Origin of the sequence: Stenotrophomonas rhizophila (assembly GCF_007667275.1) — a bacterium.
Taxonomy (GTDB): Bacteria; Pseudomonadota; Gammaproteobacteria; order Xanthomonadales; family Xanthomonadaceae; genus Stenotrophomonas; species Stenotrophomonas maltophilia_AE.
The window spans coordinates 101,418-117,892 of record NZ_VDQT01000006.1; the positions used below are offsets into that span (position 1 = coordinate 101,418).

A 16,475-nucleotide genomic window follows, 5' to 3' on the forward strand; every position below is an offset into this window, starting at 1 on the left:
GCGCCGATGGCGCTCAATCAGCGGTAACCAGGGCAAAACGCGGGCGCAGTAGCCCGTCAGCTTCGACCTGGGCGCAGAACATCTCGTACGGCCGTACCCACAGCCCCAGATCCTCATCCAAGGGGCGGTACAGCACCATGGGTTCAAGCGTTTCACTGTGCCGGACAACATCCAGCACCTGGTAGTTGCCGCCTTTGAAGTGGCGGTACAGGCCGGGTGTAAGCCGGGGCAGGGGCGTCAGATCGGCCATGGGAAACCATCGTTTGGCAGGTGTGACACCATTTTACGGCGAGACCGGCCTACCGGGTCTGTCAGGCCATCATGCTGCGTGTCGAGGACTGGACCTGGGTGAGTTGTCGGTCCTGCTGCTCGGCCTGCCGGGCTTCGGCAGCTGCCTGCAACGCACGACTGCTCTGGTCCAGCGGCGTGTTCATCGCGGGGACCGTCTCGACAGCGACGCGCAGGTGGGCAGGGTCGTCGACCCGGCCCTGCACCGCGAACGTACGTGCTGCGTCTTCGCTCATCAGGACGGCGTCTATGCGATTGCCGCCGGCGGCATGCATCCGGGTGGCCAGGCTACCGGCCAGCTGGTCGCTGGCGTGGTCCGGGGTCCGGCCCACCCGGGCGTCCTGCGCGTGCACGCCACGCTGGGCGTCCTTGAACAGCGAGTAGCCGGGGTGGCCCGGTTCGTCCATGCGTGCGCCCTCGTGGTCAGTGTTGCCCTGGCCGGTATGGCGACGGGCCGGCTCGCCCGGCTCAAGCGGGCCCCGCAGTTTGTCGTAGGCATCGATCATGCCGCCAGGAACGCCGCGCGAGATGACGGTAGCGCCCGTGCGCAGGCCGTCGATATCGCTGCGGTACTCGTGGATCATCCGTGCGTTGGCGGCGGCCAGCTGCTGGGCGCCGCCCATCAGCAGGACGGATTCATCGCCGATGAACTGGCCCATCTTGTGGGAATCCACAGACGCGGCTGCGGCGGTGATGGGGTAATCAGGGATCAGGACGTTGAGCGCGCTGTTGCTGTAGTGCGCCTGGGACAACGTGTCGATCTCGTGCTGCCTGGCATACACCCGCACTTCGCCAAAATGTGGCGAGGCCGCGCTGACTGCGTCGGCGGCCATCACGTGATTGATCACGCTGTGCCCGCCTTGCGGAATGCGGCTCCCGGAGAGGCTGACCGCGCCATAGGCGTTGAAGGTTTCGCCCTTCAGCCCGTAATGGTGGGCGGTGATCTGCGCGAGTGAACCGCCCAGCGAATGGCCTGTGACAGTGACCTCAGGTGCTCGGCCCGTTTCAATTCCCAGTCGTTCCGCATCTGCTACGGCACGGCCCGAAAGAGCCAATGCTTGCAATGTCTGAGGATTGCTTCGTGCCAGAACCATGCTGGCGTCGGTGACAATGCCATCCTTGATGAGCTCCTCTGTACCCCGGTGCGAAACGATGATCTCTTGTGTATTGACCCGTTGATACACCGTTCCCTGGTAGCCGGTTCGACGATCATCAACGTGCTCGAGCACCTTGTACTGCTGGCCGTTGAGGTAAACCTTCTCCTCTTGGCCGGGCTCCCTCCGCCCTACCGCTCGATCCTGATAGGCGTCGTCAGCCAGCGCTGCATAGTCTTGACTGGTTATGGTCACGACTTGATCTCAACCGCCGTCATGCTTATTGAGAAAAGGGCATCTTGAAGCTCTGGAACGAACTCGTTCAGATCCTCTCGGCCTCGGGAGGGGTAGTCATCTCGCCAAGGCAAGTCCGGACGCCCCTTGACGGGTCCTGCGCGGGGATAATCGTGCTGAGGGTAATGCCGCGTATACATCTTCCCGGCCATCAGCTCCGGCGCGTCCATAAACGTCAGGAATCGCGTCTCTTCGTGCGCGCCGGTGGCCTTGAGCAGGGCGCCGGCCCCAGTGAATTCCCAGCGGCAGAGGCCGCGCCCGTAGTAGTCCTGGTCCTGCATCCGGTCCAGGTAGAGCGTGCCCTGGTACTCTTCGTCGGAGATCCGGGTCAGCTCCAGCGGCTCCTGGCTGGTGATGCGCGAGGGCGTTCCGGTGGCCGGTTCGATATGCCCGCACTGTTCTTCATTGACGACGTCGTACTGGGCACTGCCGCGGACGTGCTGGAAGGTGCCCGGGGCACCGTTGATGCGCAGGGTGACCTGATACGCCTTGACCGGTGCGGGGTTGAGTGTGGCCAGCCCACGGCCGCCGGCGGCGACATCGGCTTCGGCGGTGGACAGGTCGCGGCTCATGGCAGGCTCCGAACGGTTGCAGGCCGTCATCAGGACGGCGGACAGGCAGAACAGGGTCAATCGATTCAAGGCGGCACTCCAGCCGGGTGTTCGGGCGACGGTCTACGCGGTGAACGGAAAAAGGCGGCAGCACTGTACGCGGTCAGGTCATGCTAGCAGCGCGTCAGAAGGAGGTCGCATGTGCGTGGTCACGATCACGCCGACATGCCCCGGGAGACAGTATGGGTTTCCGCAAGTTGCAGGCTCTGCTGTTCTGCGTGCTGGCTGGCCACGGCCTGCAACGCACGACTGCTCTCTTCCAGTGGCGTGTTCATCGCAGGAACGGTATCGACAGCGACGCGCAGGTGGGCAGGGTCGTCAACGCGGCCCTGCACTGCGAACGAACGCTCCGCGTCGTTGCTCATCAGGACGGCATCAATGCGACTTCCGCCGGCGGCATGCATCCGGGTTGCCAAGCTGCCGGCCAGCTGGTCGCTGGCGTGGTCCGGGGTCCGGCCCACTCGGGCGTCCTGCGCGTGCACGCCGCGCTGGGCGTCTTTGAACAGCGAGTAGCCGGGGTGGCCCGGTTGATCCATGCGCGCGTCTTCGCGGTCAGGGTTGCCCTGGCCGGTATGGCGACGGGCTGGTTCGCCCGGCTCAAGCGGGCCCCGGAGTTTGTCGTAGGCATCGATCACGCCGCCGGGAACGCCGCGCGAGATGACGGTAGCGCCCGTGCGCAGGCCGTCGATATCGCTGCGGTACTCCTGGATCATCCGTGCGTTGGCGGCGGCCAGCTGCCGGGCACCGCCCATCAACAACACGGACTCGTCGCCGATGAACTGGCCCATCTTGTGGGAGTCCAGAGACGCGGCTGCGGCGGTGATGGGGTAATCCGGAATCAGGACGTTGAGCGCGCTGTTGCTGTAGTGCGCCTGGGACAACGTGTCGATCTCGTGCTGCCTGGCATACACCCGCACTTGGCCAAAATGTGGCGAGGCCGCGCTGACTGCGTCGGCGGCCATCACATGATTGATCACGCTGTGCCCGCCTTGCGGAATGCGGCTCCCGGAGAGGCTGACCGCGCCATAGGCGTTGAAGGTTTCGCCCTTCAGTCCGTGATGGTGGGCGGTGATCTGCGCGAGTGACCCGCCCAGGGAATGGCCGGTGACCGTCACCGGGATATCGTGGCCAACGTTGTCGCTCAGGCGCTTGCCCTCATCCAAGGCACGCCCGGTCAAGGCGATCGCCTGCGCCGCTTGGGGATTGCTGCGAGCCACCACCATCGCTGCGTCGGTGAGCATGCCATCCTTGATGATCTCGGCCGTCCCGCGATGGGCGACGACGAGTTCCTTGGAGTCCACGCGTTGATATAGGGTGCCTTGATAGCCTGTTCGCGGATCGCTTACATGTTCACGGATCTTGTATTGATGCCCATTGAGATGGACTTTTTCTTCCTGGCCAGGGATCCGTCGGCCGACAACTCTATCTTTGTAGGCATCATCGGCCAGCGCTGCGTAGTCCCGGCTGGTCATTGTCACGGGGATTTCTCAACCGCCGTGATCGATATTGAGAAGAGTGCGTCCCGTAAGCCGGGTCTGTATTCCGTCGGGTCGTCTTCGCCGCTGGAGGCGTAATCATCAATGGCGGGGATATCCGCGCCATCGACGGGACCTGCACGCGGATAATCGCGAAGCGGGTAATACCGCGTATACGTCTTCCCGGCCACCAATTCCGGCGCATCCATGAACGTCAGGAAGCGCGTCTCCTCGTGCGCGCCGGTGGCCTTGAGCAGGGCGCTGGCCCCAGTGAATTCCCAGCGGCAGAGGCCGCGCCCGTAGTAGTCCTGGTCCTGCATCCGGTCCAGGTAGAGGGTGCCCTGGTACTCTTCGTCGGAGATCCGGGTCAGCTCAAGCGGCTCCTGGCTGGTGATGCGCGAGGGCGTGCCGGTGGCCGGTTCGATATGCCCGCACTGTTCTTCATTGACGACGTCGTACTGGGCACTGCCGCGGACGTGCTGGAAGGTGCCCGGGGCACCGTTGATGCGCAGGGTGACCTGATACGCCTTGACCGGTGCGGGGTTGAGTGTGGCCAGCCCACGGCCGCCGGCGGCGACATCGGCTTCGGCGGTGGACAGGTCGCGGCTCATGGCAGGCTCCGAACGGTTGCAGGCCGTCATCAGTACGGCGGAAAGACAGAAGAGGGTCAGTCGATTCAATGCGGCACTCCAGCCAGGCATGGTCGCGCGAACGTCGCCTTGAGCACGGTGTTCGCAGCGACATCATCCTAGCAGTGGCATCGCTGCCACGGCGGGCCCGCTGTCACGGATCGGGCAGGGGGCTACGCGCCTTCCACATCGTCCGGTGGCCCGGCGCGGTGCGCCAGTACCAGTTGGGTCACCGCCTCCGCGCTCATCGGGCGCGCCAGGTAGTAGCCCTGCGCCTCGTCGCAGTTCCACAGGCGCAGCAGCGACAGCTCCGCCTCATGCTCGACGCCTTCGGCGACCGTGCGATAGCCCAGTTGGTGCGCCAGCCGGATGATCGCCTCCACTTTCAGGCGCGCGGTGCGCGAGCGCGCCAGCCCGGTGACCAGGCTCTGGTCGACCTTGATGTGGCTGATCGGTACTTCGCTCAGGTAGCCGAAGTTGCTGTAGCCGCTGCCGAAATCATCGATGGCCACGCGCACCCCGGCGGCTGCCATCGCACGCAGTTGCGGCAGGGCGGCCGGGTGGCTGTGCAGCCATTGGCCCTCGGTGATTTCCACTTCGATCTGCGTCGGTACCAGGCCGTGCATGCGCAGCCGCTCGGCCATGCCGGTCCACAGGTGCTCGTTGTCGAAGTCGCGCGGGGACAGGTTGATCGAGAGCGCGAAGTCGGGCAGCGCCTGCTGCCAGCGCGCCGCCTGGGCGAAGGCGTGTTCGATCACCCATTGGCTCAGCGCGGGCATCAGCGCGGTGCATTCCAGCACGGGAATGAACTCGCCCGGGGTGACCGGCCCCAGCATCGGGTGGGTCCAGCGCAGCAGCGCTTCGGCCGACACCGGCTCGCCGCTGTCCAGATCGTAACGTGGCTGGTAGACCAGGCTGAACTGGTCCTGCGCCAGGCCACGGGCCGCGTCCGATGCCAGCCGGTAGCGGCGGCGCAGGTGCGCATCGCGGTCGGCCGAATACCAGCACAGGCACGCGTCGGTATGCAGCGCGTGGTTCAGGGCCACCATGCACTTGCGCAGCAGGTCGTTGGCTTCATCGGGGTCGGCATGGAAGTCGCACAGGCCGGCGTGGAACTGCGGTGACATCGGAATGCTGCCGACCATCAGGGGGCGCCGCATGCGCTCGCGCAGCCGGCCCATCAAGGTCTCGGCCTGGTCGCGCGCATGGTCGCGCAGTACGAACGCAAACCGGGTCGAGGCGACGTGGTAGATCTGCACGTCGTCGCGCACGACCTCCTGCACGCGCAATGCGGCCTGCCGCAGCAGCGATTCCACCGGCTTCAGGCCCAGCGCCTGGCCGGCGTCGTTGGCGCTCTGCAGGTCGAATACATCCAGCAGCACGCCGGTATAGCGGGCGGCGCCATCGCGGCGGCTCAGCACGCTGAGGTCGGCCTGGAACTGCTGGCGGTTGGGCAGGCCGCTGATCGGCTCGCGGCGCCCCACCGACATGGTCAGCTCCATCTGGTTCATCACGATCCGCGCCAGGGTCTGCAGCTGGCGCTGCTCGTCGCTGGACAGCAGCCTGGGCTCGCGGTCCATCAGGCACAACGTGCCCAGTGCGATGCCGTTGCGGGTCACCAGCGGCGCCCCCGCATAGAAGCGCATGCGCTCGGGGCCTGAAACAATCGGGTTGTCGCGGAAGCGCGGGTCGTTGCGCAGGTCGCTGATCTGCAGGATGCCGGCGGACTGCAGCGCGCAGGAGCAGATCGAATGGTGGCGGTCGGTACGTTCCAGCGCCAGCCCGACCCGCGAAATGAACTGCTGGGTGTCGGCATCCACGATCGAGATCAGCGCGATCGGCGTACCGAAGGTGAACGCTGCCAGCTCGGTGATCGGGTCCAGCGAACGGCCCAAGGCTGGATCCATCACATTGAGCGCTTCGATCAGCGCGACACGTTCAAGATCCTGGCTGCGGTCGAGCATCCGGTGCGTCCTGTCATACGGAATACACAGGTACTATCCTGCCGCCGTTGCAGAGCCGGTGTGAAGTGTTCCGTTCAGGGATGAAGCGTTCACGCCCGTGCAGGCAGCGCGCCCATGCGCATCAGCTTGCCGTTGTGGTGCCGCGCAGCAGGTCCACGAGCTGACGGAGACGGTACGGCTTCGGTATGAAGGTCACGTTGTCCGGCAGGTTGGGAAGCTGGGAGCGTGCGTACCCGGAAGACAGGATCATCCGGGCATGGGGCAGCAGTTCGGCCACGTGCTCGCTCAATTCCAGCCCGGTCATGTTGTTGGGCATGTTGATGTCACTGAACACGACATGGAAATCGCCGGTTTCATCAATCACCCTCAATGCATCCGGGCCGTCGTTGGCGGTGTGGACATCGATGCCGAAGTCGCGCAGGGCCGTGCCGATCATCTCGCGCAGCTCGGCCTGGTCTTCGACCATCAACACGCGGAGGGGATCAGACATGTGTGGGTTCCTCAAGGGCAGGTAACAACAAACGAACCGTGGTGCCGCGTCCGGGGGCGGTCTGGACATCGACGAAGCCGTCGCACTGGGACACGAAGCCGAACACCTGGCTGAGGCCCAGTCCGCTGCCCTTGCCCACTTCCTTGGTGGTGAAGAACGGCTCGCTGGCGCGCTCGGCTACGTCGGGTGGCATGCCACTGCCGGCGTCGGTGACGGTGATGGCCACATAACGGCGCTGGGTTGGCGTGGCCAGGTCCGGGGCGAGGCGTTCTTCGACCTGGGCGCTGAGCGTGATGGTCCCGCCCGATGGCATCGCCTCGCAGCTGTTCAGCAGCAGGTTCAGCACGGCGGTATGCAACTGTACGCCATCGGTGCTGATACGAGGTAGGTCGAAAGGCACTTCCGTACGCAGCAGAATGTTGGCGGGGCAGGCGCGCTGCAGCGAGTGCAGCTCGTCCTCGAGCAGGCGTGCAACCTGCAACGGCTCGCGGATCAGGGTCTGGTCGGCGGAGAAGGCCAGCAACTGGCGGGTCAGCAGCGAGCCACGGTCGGCGGCGGCCTGGGCCAGCTCGGCCAATTCACGGGTCCGCGCGTCGGCCGCCGGTCCCAGGGCAATCAGGTCCAGCGCGGTGCCGATGGTGGTCAGCAGGTTGTTGAACTCGTGCGCCAAGCCACGGGTGAGGCGACCCACGCCTTCGAACTGCTGGAGCTGCTCGCGTGCGCGCTGTGCGTCCTGCAGTAGGCGCTGGGCCTGGTAGCGCTCGGTGATGTCCTGAGTGACCTTGACGAAGCCGAGCAGGGCGCCGTCCTGACGAACGGCTTCGATCACCTCGCTGGCACGGAACCGCTCGCCGCTGCGGCGCACGCGCCAGCCTTCGCCGACGAACCGGCCCTGGGCTTCGGCCTGGGCGAGGGTCTGCCGGGGCACGTCGCGGGCGCGGTCGTCGCTGCCGTAGAACAGGCCGACGTGCTGGCCCAGCGCTTCCTCGGCGGTGTAGCCCTTGACCCGCTCGCAGCCGCGGTTCCAGCTGCGGATGCAGCCCTGCGCGTCGAGCATGTAGATGGCATGGTCGGAGACGTGATCGATCAACAACTGCAACTGCAGGCGATCATCAGCATGTGGTGCGATGTCGGTGATTGCCTGGACCACGGCGACGGCTCTACTCCCCCTGTAAGGGGCTGAACCCTAGGAGTGATGGTGTGAAGATAGTGTCAAGAACGTGGCTGGATACGTCGCCAACTGGCGGATAACGCACGCATTCACTGTTCGGTTACCATCGAACCCCTTTTTTGCGTTGGAACCGTCTGGATGAATGCTGCGCCGACTGCTCGCGACCGCTGGATCTGGCTGGCGTCCGCCGGCCTGATGGGCCTGACCATCGGCCTGGAACTGGTGGTGCCGCTGGGGTATGCGGTGTGGCTGACCTATTTCATGGCGGTGGCGATCACCCTGTTCCAGCGTCGGCTGGAAGCGCCGGTGCTGGTCGCGCTGGGCTCCTGCGTGCTGCTGGCGGTGGGCTACAACCTTGCACCGGCCAGCACCAATTCGGCGTTCTCCTTTGTCAATCGCAGCATTGGCGGCGTTTCGTTCGTGCTGATGGCGCTGACCGTGGTCAAGGCGATCCAGGCCCGCCGCACTGCCGCCGACGCGCTGTGGCTGCAGGAAGGCGAGAACGATGTGACCGTCAGCCTGCGTGGCGATCCGGAGCCGCGCACGCTGGCCGATGCGGCCATGCGCTCGTTGTGCGCGCGCCTGAATGCGGACGTTGGCGCGCTGTACCGCCTGCACGGCGAGCGCCTGGTGCTGGTGGGCGGGGCGGCACTGCCGACCGGGCTCCCCGAATCGCTGCCGGTGAAGGCGGGGCAGTGGGGCGAGGTGCTGCGGGAGGGCCAGCCGCGCCGGTTGGAGGAAGACGAAAGTTCGCTGGAGATCGAGACCGCGCTGGGCCGCGCCCGCGTGCACCAGCGGCTGCTGGGACCGATCACCGCCGACGGCGTGGTCGTGGGCATGGTCGAACTGGGGCGTGCCGGGGTCTCCCCGGCACGTTCGCTGGAGCTGGACCTGCTGCGCGTGTGCGCCGAACCGGTCGGCATGGCGCTGCGCACGGCGCTGCTGCGTGCGCAGCTGGTGGAGCTGCTGGAAGAAACCCAGCGCCAGAGCGAAGAACTGCAGACCCAGCAGGAAGAGCTGCGGGTGGCCAACGAGGAACTGGAAGAGCAGAGCCGCAGCCTGCTGCATTCGCAGGCCAACCTGGAACAGCAGCAGGCCGAGCTGGAACAGACCAACGTCCAGCTGGAAGAGCGCACCCACGAGCTGGAAGCGCGCCAGCAGGCGCTGCTGGTGGCGCAGGGCCAGCTGGTGCAGAACAGCCGCGAGCTCGAAGCGAGCTCGCGCTACAAATCCGAATTCCTGGCCAACATGTCGCATGAGCTGCGCACGCCGCTCAACAGCGCGCTGATCCTGGCCAAGCTGCTAGCCGACAACAAGGACGGCACGCTCACCGCCGAACAGGTCAAGTACGCGCAGGCCATCCACTCGTCCAACAATGACCTGCTGGCGCTGATCAACGACATCCTGGACCTGTCGCGGATCGAGGCCGGCCACGTCGAGCTGGCCGAAGAGAACCTGGCGGTGTCCAGCGTGCTGCAGCGGTTGAAGGAGACCTTCGAACCGCTGGCGGCGCAGAAGGGACTGGCGCTGGACATCCGCGCCGAGCCCGATGCGCCCACCCAGCTGGTGGCCGACGGGCAGCGCCTGCAGCAGATCCTGAAGAACCTGCTGGCCAATGCGGTCAAGTTCACCGAGCACGGCAGTGTCTCGCTGGTGGTGCGCGGCAGCGGCAATGGACGCATCCAGTTCGCGGTGAGCGATACCGGCATCGGCATTGCCCAGGCCCAGACCGAGGTGATCTTCGAGGCCTTCCGCCAGGCCGACGGCAGCACGCGTCGCCGCTATGGCGGCACCGGGCTGGGACTGTCGATCTCGCGCGACCTGGCCTCGCGGATGGGCGGCGATATCGCCGTGACCAGCGAACCCGGCCGTGGCAGCTGCTTCACCCTGGAGCTGCCGCTGGCGGCCAGCGCCAGCGCCGCGCCACTGGCCAGCGCGCCGGACGTGCGCCCGGCAACGATCACAAAGCCGTCGGCCCCGGCGCCGCTGTTCGGCTCGTCCCACGACGCACCGGCCGCGCAGGCGCCGCGCGTTGCCGACGACCGCGGTCGCCGCAGCCGGGCAGGGCGGATGATCCTGGTGGTCGAGGACGACGTCACCTTCGCCGAGGCACTGGTGGGCATGGCGCATGAGCTGGACTTCGACTGCGTGGTCGCGCAGAGCGCGGAGGAAGCGCTGGCGCTCGCGTCGGAGCTGCGGCCGAACGGCATCCTGCTCGACATCGGCCTGCCCGATGTGTCCGGGCTCAGCGTGCTGGAACGTCTGAAGCGCGACCCGGCCACGCGGCACATTCCGGTGCACGTGGTGTCCGGCCTGGAACGTTCGCAGGTGGCGCTGGAGCTGGGCGCGATCGGCTACGTGATCAAGCCGGCCACGCGCGAGCGCCTGGTCGAGGCGATCCAGCAGCTGGAAGCCACCAGCGAGCGTGACGTGCGCCGCCTGCTGATCGTCGAGGACGACAGCGCGCTGCGCTCCAACCTGCAGCTGCTGCTGGGGCGCGACCAGCTGGAGATCACCGCGGTCGGCACCCTGGCCGAGGCGATCGCCGAGCTGGCCAATTCCACTTTCGACTGCATGGTGACCGACCTGGCGCTGCCCGACGGCACCGGCTACGACCTGCTCGAACACATGGCCGGCAACGAAGCGCTGGGCTTCCCGCCGGTGATCGTCTACACCGGGCGTGCGTTGACCCGCGACGAAGAGCAGCGCCTGCGCCGCTATTCCAAGAGCATCATCATCAAGGGCGCGCGCTCGCCCGAGCGCCTGCTGGATGAGGTCACCCTGTTCCTGCACAGCGTGGAAGCGTCGCTGCCGAGCGACCAGCAGCGCCTGCTGCGCGAAGCACGCCGCCGCGATGCGGTGCTGGACGGGCGCACCGTGCTGCTGGCCGAGGACGACGTGCGCAACATCTTTGCCCTGTCCAGCGTGCTCGAACCGCTGGGGGTGAAGCTGGAGATTGCCCGTAACGGCCGCGAGGCGCTGGATCGGCTGGGCCCGGACATCGACCTGGTGCTGATGGACATCATGATGCCGGAGATGGACGGGCTGACCGCGATGCGCGAGATCCGCAGCGACAACCGCTGGCGTGACCTGCCGATCATCGCGCTGACCGCCAAGGCCATGCCCGACGACCGCGAGCACTGCCTGCAGGCCGGTGCCAACGACTACATCGCCAAGCCGATCGACGTGGACAAGCTGGTCTCGCTGTGCCGCGTGTGGTGCTCGCGCCGATGAACGAGGCCGAGCTGTTCGACCTGGAGCTGCGCCTGCTGCTGGAGGCGGTGTACCAGCGCTACCACTACGATTTCCGCGACTACGCGCTGGCCTCGCTGCGGCGGCGCATGCGCCATGCGATGGCGCGGTTCGAGTGCGACAGCATGGGCGCGCTGCAGCACCGGCTGCTGCACGAGCCGGAAACCTTCGCGCTGGCCATGCAGTACTTCACCGTGCAGGTGTCGGAGATGTTCCGCGACCCGGCGTACTTCCGCATGCTGCGCGAACACGCCATCCCGGTGCTGCGGACGTACCCGTCGATCAAGCTGTGGATCGCCGGCTGCAGCACCGGCGAAGAGGTGTGGTCGCTGGCGATCCTGCTGCACGAGGAAGGCCTGCTCGACCGCGCCATCATCTATGCCACCGACATCAACCCCGAAGCGCTGCAAGCGGCTGAAGCGGGCGCCTTCCCGATCGAGCGCCTGGCCCAGTTCAGCCGCAACTACCTGGCGGCTGGCGGGAGTGGTTCGTTGTCGGACTACTACAGCAGCGGCTACGGCAACGTGGTGTTCGACCGCAGGCTCAAGCGCAACATCGTGTTCGCCGACCACAGCCTGGCCACCGACACGGTGTTCTCCGAGGTCCACCTGGTGTCGTGCCGCAACGTGCTGATCTATTTCCAGCGCGCCCTGCAGGATCGCGCCATCGGCCTTTTCCACGAGGCGCTGGTGCACCGCGGCTTCCTCGGCCTGGGCAGCAAGGAGTCGCTGCAGTTCGGCGCCCATGCCGATGCATTCGAAGCCTGCGCGCGCGAACAGCGCCTGTACCGGAAGCTGGCCTGATGAACGCAGCGTCCGCACATCCCGGAATCGAACTGATCGTGGTGGGCGCTTCCGCCGGCGGCGTGAGCGCGCTGCAGCAGCTGCTGGCCGCGTTGCCGGCTGGGTTGCCGATGCCGGTGCTGGTAGTCCTGCACCTGCCGCGCGACCGCCCCAGCGGCATCGCCAGCCTGCTCGACGGCGGCTGCGCGCTGCCGGTGCGCGAGGCCGAGGACAAGCAGCCGCTGGAGCCGGGCACGGTCACCTTCGCGCCGCCGGACTACCATCTGCTGGTCGAAGGTCGTGACAGCGTGGCGTTGTCGATCGACCCGCCAGTGCTGTTCTCGCGGCCGGCGATCGACCCGCTGTTCGAAAGCGCGGCCGAGGTGTTCGGCAGCGGCGTGCTGGCGATCCTGCTCACCGGCGCCAGCAACGATGGCAGCGCCGGCGTGGCGCGGGTGCGCGAGGCCGGTGGCCAGGCCTGGATCCAGAGCCCGGACGATGCCTTCTCCCCGATCATGCCGGCAGCGGCGCTGGCCCACGCCGGCGCCGATGCGGTATTGACCCTTGTTTCCCTTTGTTCGCGTATGAAAGGCCTTGCACGATGAACCTGATTGCGCCCACCACCTCGGCCTCCACCGAACGGGTGAACCTGCTGATCGTCGACGACGTGCCGCAGAACCTGGTGGCGATGGAAGCGCTGCTGCGCCGCGACGGGCTGGACATCCTGTGTGCGGCGTCGGGCGCTGAAGCGCTGGAACTGCTGCTCGAGCACGAGGTGGCGCTGGCGCTGCTGGACGTGCACATGCCGGAGATCGACGGCTTCTCGCTGGCCGAGCTGATGCGCGGTTCGCAGCGCAGCCGCGACGTGCCGATCATCTTCCTGACCGCCTCGCCGAACGACCCGGTGCGCGCGTTCAAGGGCTACGAAAGCGGTGCGGTGGATTTCCTGCACAAGCCGATCGAGCCGCAGGTGATCATGAGCAAGGTCAACGTGTTCATCGAGCTCTACCAGCAGAAGCAGCTGCTCAAGGCACGCAACCAGGCGCTGGAGCACGCGCTCAAGCTCAACGAAACGATGATGGCGGTGCTCACCCACGACCTGCGGACGCCGCTGTCGGCGATCCTGTTGTGCACGGACAAGCTGGCGCTGGACCTGCCTGCGGACCCGTCGGTGCAGCAGACCCTGGTGCACCTGGAAAACAGCGCCGTGCGCATGGCGCGGATGGTGGAGCAGCTGCTGGACTTCTCGCGCATCCGCAGCGGCGGGTTGCGCATCCAGCAGGTGGACTGCGACCTGGCCGAAGTGGCGGCAGCGGTGGTCAGCGAGATGGGGCGGGCGTACCCGCAGGCGCGCATCGAGCTGCAGGTGGAGGGCGAGACCTGCCTGCAGGGCGATCCGGACCGGCTGGCCCAGCTGCTCTCCAACCTGGTCGGCAACGCCGTCCTGCACGGTGGCAATGCGCCGGTGCAGGTGCTGGTGCGGGGGCTTCCCGGCGATTCCCTGCGGCTGCAGGTGCGCAATGCCGGGCAGATTCCCGAGGCGCTGCTGCCGCGCCTGTTCGAACCGTTCAAGGCCAGTTTCCATGACAGCCGCGGGCTGGGCCTGGGGTTGTTCATCGCCCATGAGTTCGCCCGCGCGCACGGCGGCAACCTGGCCGCGCGCAACCTGGACGGGGAAGTGGTGTTCGAGACCGGGCTGTTGCGTCGCGGGGAGTGAACGGCCGCGCCTGCGGTAAACTGGGGGCATGTCGCCTCCCGCCCGCAAGACGCCCGCTCCACTGATCGATGCCCAGGTGCACGTCGAGGGCTTCGTGCAGGTGCGGGAGGCGCGACGCTCGGAGATTGTCGAAGATTACGTGGAACTCATCGCCGACCTGATCGCGGACGGCCGCGAGGCCCGGCAGGTCGATATCGCTACCCGGCTGGGCGTTGCGCAGCCGACCGTGGCCAAGGCGCTCAAGCGCCTGGTGAAGGAGGGCTGGGCGATCCAGCGCCCGTACCGGGGCGTGTTCCTGACCCCGGCCGGCGAAGCGCTGGCGGTCCAGATGCGCGCCCGCCACCAGACCGTGGAGCGGTTTCTACTGGCCCTGGGCGTCGACCCGGATTCGGCGCGGCGCGACGCCGAAGGCATCGAGCATCACGTGAGCGAAGCCACCCTGGCCGCGTTCGAGGCCTTCCTGCGCAGGTCCGACGGCCATGGTTGAGCGCCTGCCCGCGCCGCCGCCGCTGGGCGTGCCGGTGCACGACCAGGACGAGTATTGGATGCGGCACGCGCTGCAGCTGGCCGAACGTGCCGAACGCGAATTCAACGAGATCCCCGTGGGCGCGGTGCTGGTCGCTGCCGATGGCGCCGTGCTGGGCGAGGGCTGGAACCTCAACATCGCCGACCACGACCCGAGCGCCCACGCCGAGATCGTGGCGATGCGGCGCGCGGGCAGGGCGCTCGGCAATCATCGCCTGCTCGGCAGCACCCTGTACGTGACCCTGGAGCCGTGCGCGATGTGCGCGATGGCAGTGGTGCATGCGCGGGTGGCGCGGTTGGTCTATGCGGCCAGCGACCCCAAGACCGGCGCCTGTGGCAGCGTGTTCGACCTGCTCGGCGATCCGCGCCACAACCACCGCGTGGACGTGCATGGCGGCGTGCTGGCCATGGATGCGAGTACCCGCCTGACCAACTATTTCCGTGCCAAGCGCGGCAAGCCGCCGCTGCTGCTGCCGTAACGCCGGCCGCCACTACGCGATATCATGGCCTCCTCGTAGACAAGGCGTGGACACATGGCGGATATCGGCGCGGAAGGCGAACGACTGATCTGGATCGACCTGGAAATGACCGGTCTGGATACCGACAACGACGCGATCATCGAGATTGCCACCGTGGTCACCGACGCGCAGTTGAACGTGCTGGCTGAAGGCCCGGAGCTGGCCATCCACCAGCCGCTGGAGCGGCTGGAGGCGATGGACGAATGGAACCGCAACCAGCACCGCCGTTCGGGGTTGTGGCAGCGCGTGGTCGACAGCCAGGTCACCCTGGCCCAGGCCGAGGCGCAGACCGTGAACTTCCTGGCGCAGTGGATCAAGGCCGGCGCCTCGCCGATGTGCGGCAACTCGATCTGCCAGGACCGCCGCTTCCTGCACCGCGAGATGCCGCGGCTGGAAAAGTATTTCCACTACCGCAACCTGGACGTGTCCACGGTCAAGGAACTGGCCCGGCGCTGGGCGCCGTCGGTGGCCGCGGGGGTGGGCAAGACCTCCAGCCACACCGCGCTGAGCGATGTGCACGACTCGATCGCCGAGCTGCGCCACTATCGGCAGTTCATGGGGGCGTTGTCGGGGCTTCCGGGGGCCTGAAGGTCCTCGCATGCGCACGACGTTCATGAGGGCCGGCCAACGGCCGGCGCTACCGGTAGGTCGCGGTGCGTTGGCGGGGGTATGATCGGCCGATGAGCCATATCGTCCGTATCCTCCCGCCGCCGCTGGAAGCGAAGATCGCGCCCGCGTCGAAGGACTGGGCCGACCTCGAGCGTGCCGTTGCGCTGCTCGAATCGCCGACCCTGACCGCCAAGATGGCCAACCTGATCGGCTCGCCGCTGGAGTTCGCGGTCAGGAAGCTGCCGGGGGTGGTGTCGCGGCGCATCCATGGCGCGGTCGAGGCGGCGCTGTTCAAATCGGCCCAGGCCGCGCTGTGGAGCATGGACAACACGCCCGGCAAGGCGGCTTCGACGCGCTGGCACAAGGCGGCCGCGGCGGCCACCGGTGCGCTTGGCGGCGCCTTCGGCTTCACCGCGCTGTTCCTGGAATTGCCGGTGTCCACCACCATCATGATGCGCTCGGTGGCCGACGTGGCGCGCAGCGAAGGCTTCGACCTGAGCGAAATGGGCACCCGCCACGCCTGCCTGGAAGTGTTCGCGCTGGGCGGCAATTCCGGCCAGGACGATGCCAGCGAGACCGGCTACTACATCACCCGCGGCTTCACTGCCGAGGTCATGCGCCACCTGTCGGCCGAACTTGCCGGCGCGGCGGTGGGCGGCGGTGGCGTGATGATCGGGCTGACCCCCAAGGAAGCCGGCAAGTGGCTGGCCAAGATCGTGGAGAAGGTCGCCGCACGCTTCGGCGTCGTGGTCACCGAAAAGTTCGCCGCGCAGGCCGTGCCGGTGATCGGTGCGGTCGCCGGCGCGACCCTCAACACCATGTTCACCGACTACTACCAGGACATGGCGCGCGGTCATTTCATCGTGCGCCGGCTGGAAAAGCAGTACGGGTACGAAACGGTGCGTGCGGCGTACAACCAGCTCGCAGGCAGTCGCGCGTAGAGCCACGCCCTGCGTGGCTGCATTGGATCGCGAACTGCCTCAGCCACGCAGGGCGTGGCTCTACGTCGGTGGGGTGGGGGCGTCCCCGGCATCTGATCATTGCACCCACGGCACA

At 67.0% G+C, this 16,475-nt stretch carries 16 protein-coding genes; 8 read left to right on the top strand and 8 right to left on the bottom strand.

Annotated features, from left to right (window positions below):
- Nucleotides 1-13: 13 nt before the first annotated feature.
- The 8 genes from FSZ13_RS17620 to FSZ13_RS17655 all read right to left on the bottom strand — a co-directional run bounded on the left by FSZ13_RS17620 (nucleotide 14) and on the right by FSZ13_RS17655 (nucleotide 7,995).
- Complete coding sequence (locus tag FSZ13_RS17620) at nucleotides 14-250, bottom strand: DUF1653 domain-containing protein (protein WP_145481726.1); 237 nt, start codon at nucleotides 248-250, stop codon at nucleotides 14-16.
- A 61-nt stretch (nucleotides 251-311) separates the two neighbouring features.
- Nucleotides 312-1,637, bottom strand: coding sequence for an XVIPCD domain-containing protein (locus FSZ13_RS17625; RefSeq protein WP_145481727.1), 1,326 nt, complete (start codon nucleotides 1,635-1,637; stop codon nucleotides 312-314).
- Entirely contained in the window at nucleotides 1,634-2,278 is a 645-nt protein-coding gene (locus FSZ13_RS17630; RefSeq protein ID WP_186308984.1) for a hypothetical protein, read from the bottom strand. The genes FSZ13_RS17625 and FSZ13_RS17630 overlap by 4 nt, the downstream gene beginning before the upstream one ends.
- A 164-nt stretch (nucleotides 2,279-2,442) precedes the next feature.
- Nucleotides 2,443-3,765, bottom strand: coding sequence for an XVIPCD domain-containing protein (locus FSZ13_RS17635; protein ID WP_145481729.1), 1,323 nt, complete (start codon nucleotides 3,763-3,765; stop codon nucleotides 2,443-2,445).
- Nucleotides 3,762-4,463, bottom strand: a complete 702-nt coding sequence (locus FSZ13_RS17640; protein WP_145481730.1) for a hypothetical protein — start codon at nucleotides 4,461-4,463, stop codon at nucleotides 3,762-3,764. Before FSZ13_RS17640 ends, FSZ13_RS17635 begins: the two co-directional genes overlap by 4 nt.
- Before the next feature lie 101 nt (nucleotides 4,464-4,564).
- The gene (locus FSZ13_RS17645; protein ID WP_145481731.1) at nucleotides 4,565-6,355 is read right to left on the bottom strand and encodes a sensor domain-containing phosphodiesterase; all 1,791 of its coding nucleotides are present in this window, start codon (nucleotides 6,353-6,355) and stop codon (nucleotides 4,565-4,567) included.
- Between the two features lie 121 nt (nucleotides 6,356-6,476).
- Nucleotides 6,477-6,845 (bottom strand): response regulator, encoded by a 369-nt coding sequence (locus FSZ13_RS17650; protein ID WP_145481732.1) that lies wholly within the window; start codon nucleotides 6,843-6,845, stop codon nucleotides 6,477-6,479.
- Entirely contained in the window at nucleotides 6,838-7,995 is a 1,158-nt protein-coding gene (locus tag FSZ13_RS17655) for a two-component system sensor histidine kinase NtrB (protein ID WP_145481733.1), read from the bottom strand. Before FSZ13_RS17655 ends, FSZ13_RS17650 begins: the two co-directional genes overlap by 8 nt.
- Before the next feature lie 159 nt (nucleotides 7,996-8,154).
- Between FSZ13_RS17655 and FSZ13_RS17660 the strand changes: the two genes are divergently transcribed.
- From FSZ13_RS17660 to FSZ13_RS17695, 8 genes are all read left to right on the top strand, one after another.
- Nucleotides 8,155-11,250, top strand: coding sequence for a hybrid sensor histidine kinase/response regulator (locus tag FSZ13_RS17660; RefSeq protein ID WP_145481734.1), 3,096 nt, complete (start codon nucleotides 8,155-8,157; stop codon nucleotides 11,248-11,250).
- Complete coding sequence (locus FSZ13_RS17665) at nucleotides 11,223-12,071, top strand: CheR family methyltransferase (RefSeq protein ID WP_186308981.1); 849 nt, start codon at nucleotides 11,223-11,225, stop codon at nucleotides 12,069-12,071. Before FSZ13_RS17660 ends, FSZ13_RS17665 begins: the two co-directional genes overlap by 28 nt.
- Nucleotides 12,071-12,655, top strand: a complete 585-nt coding sequence (locus FSZ13_RS17670) for a chemotaxis protein CheB (RefSeq protein ID WP_145481736.1) — start codon at nucleotides 12,071-12,073, stop codon at nucleotides 12,653-12,655. The genes FSZ13_RS17665 and FSZ13_RS17670 overlap by 1 nt, the downstream gene beginning before the upstream one ends.
- Nucleotides 12,652-13,767, top strand: a complete 1,116-nt coding sequence (locus FSZ13_RS17675; protein WP_145481737.1) for a hybrid sensor histidine kinase/response regulator — start codon at nucleotides 12,652-12,654, stop codon at nucleotides 13,765-13,767. The genes FSZ13_RS17670 and FSZ13_RS17675 overlap by 4 nt, the downstream gene beginning before the upstream one ends.
- Nucleotides 13,768-13,795: 28 nt before the next feature.
- The gene (mntR, locus tag FSZ13_RS17680) at nucleotides 13,796-14,254 is read left to right on the top strand and encodes a manganese-binding transcriptional regulator MntR (RefSeq protein ID WP_145481738.1); all 459 of its coding nucleotides are present in this window, start codon (nucleotides 13,796-13,798) and stop codon (nucleotides 14,252-14,254) included.
- Entirely contained in the window at nucleotides 14,247-14,771 is a 525-nt protein-coding gene (gene tadA / locus FSZ13_RS17685; protein ID WP_145481739.1) for a tRNA adenosine(34) deaminase TadA, read from the top strand. The genes mntR and tadA overlap by 8 nt, the downstream gene beginning before the upstream one ends.
- 54 nt (nucleotides 14,772-14,825) lie before the next feature.
- Nucleotides 14,826-15,398, top strand: coding sequence for an oligoribonuclease (gene orn, locus FSZ13_RS17690; RefSeq protein ID WP_145481740.1), 573 nt, complete (start codon nucleotides 14,826-14,828; stop codon nucleotides 15,396-15,398).
- A 92-nt stretch (nucleotides 15,399-15,490) separates the two neighbouring features.
- Nucleotides 15,491-16,360, top strand: a complete 870-nt coding sequence (locus tag FSZ13_RS17695; protein WP_145481741.1) for an EcsC family protein — start codon at nucleotides 15,491-15,493, stop codon at nucleotides 16,358-16,360.
- Nucleotides 16,361-16,475 lie beyond the last annotated feature (115 nt).

Bases quoted from the DNA above. Each gene is read 5' to 3' on its own strand.
- FSZ13_RS17695 (WP_145481741.1), top strand. From the start codon at position 15,491: ATGAGCCATATCGTCCGTATCCTCCCGCCGCCGCTGGAAGCGAAGATC.
- tadA (WP_145481739.1), top strand. From the start codon at position 14,247: ATGGTTGAGCGCCTGCCCGCGCCGCCGCCGCTGGGCGTGCCGGTGCAC.
- mntR (WP_145481738.1), top strand. From the start codon at position 13,796: ATGTCGCCTCCCGCCCGCAAGACGCCCGCTCCACTGATCGATGCCCAG.
- FSZ13_RS17630 (WP_186308984.1), bottom strand. From the start codon at position 2,278: ATGACGGCCTGCAACCGTTCGGAGCCTGCCATGAGCCGCGACCTGTCC.
- FSZ13_RS17620 (WP_145481726.1), bottom strand. From the start codon at position 250: ATGGCCGATCTGACGCCCCTGCCCCGGCTTACACCCGGCCTGTACCGC.
- FSZ13_RS17670 (WP_145481736.1), top strand. From the start codon at position 12,071: ATGAACGCAGCGTCCGCACATCCCGGAATCGAACTGATCGTGGTGGGC.
- FSZ13_RS17650 (WP_145481732.1), bottom strand. From the start codon at position 6,845: ATGTCTGATCCCCTCCGCGTGTTGATGGTCGAAGACCAGGCCGAGCTG.
- orn (WP_145481740.1), top strand. From the start codon at position 14,826: ATGGCGGATATCGGCGCGGAAGGCGAACGACTGATCTGGATCGACCTG.
- FSZ13_RS17660 (WP_145481734.1), top strand. From the start codon at position 8,155: ATGAATGCTGCGCCGACTGCTCGCGACCGCTGGATCTGGCTGGCGTCC.
- FSZ13_RS17645 (WP_145481731.1), bottom strand. From the start codon at position 6,355: ATGCTCGACCGCAGCCAGGATCTTGAACGTGTCGCGCTGATCGAAGCG.
- FSZ13_RS17675 (WP_145481737.1), top strand. From the start codon at position 12,652: ATGAACCTGATTGCGCCCACCACCTCGGCCTCCACCGAACGGGTGAAC.
- FSZ13_RS17640 (WP_145481730.1), bottom strand. From the start codon at position 4,463: ATGCCTGGCTGGAGTGCCGCATTGAATCGACTGACCCTCTTCTGTCTT.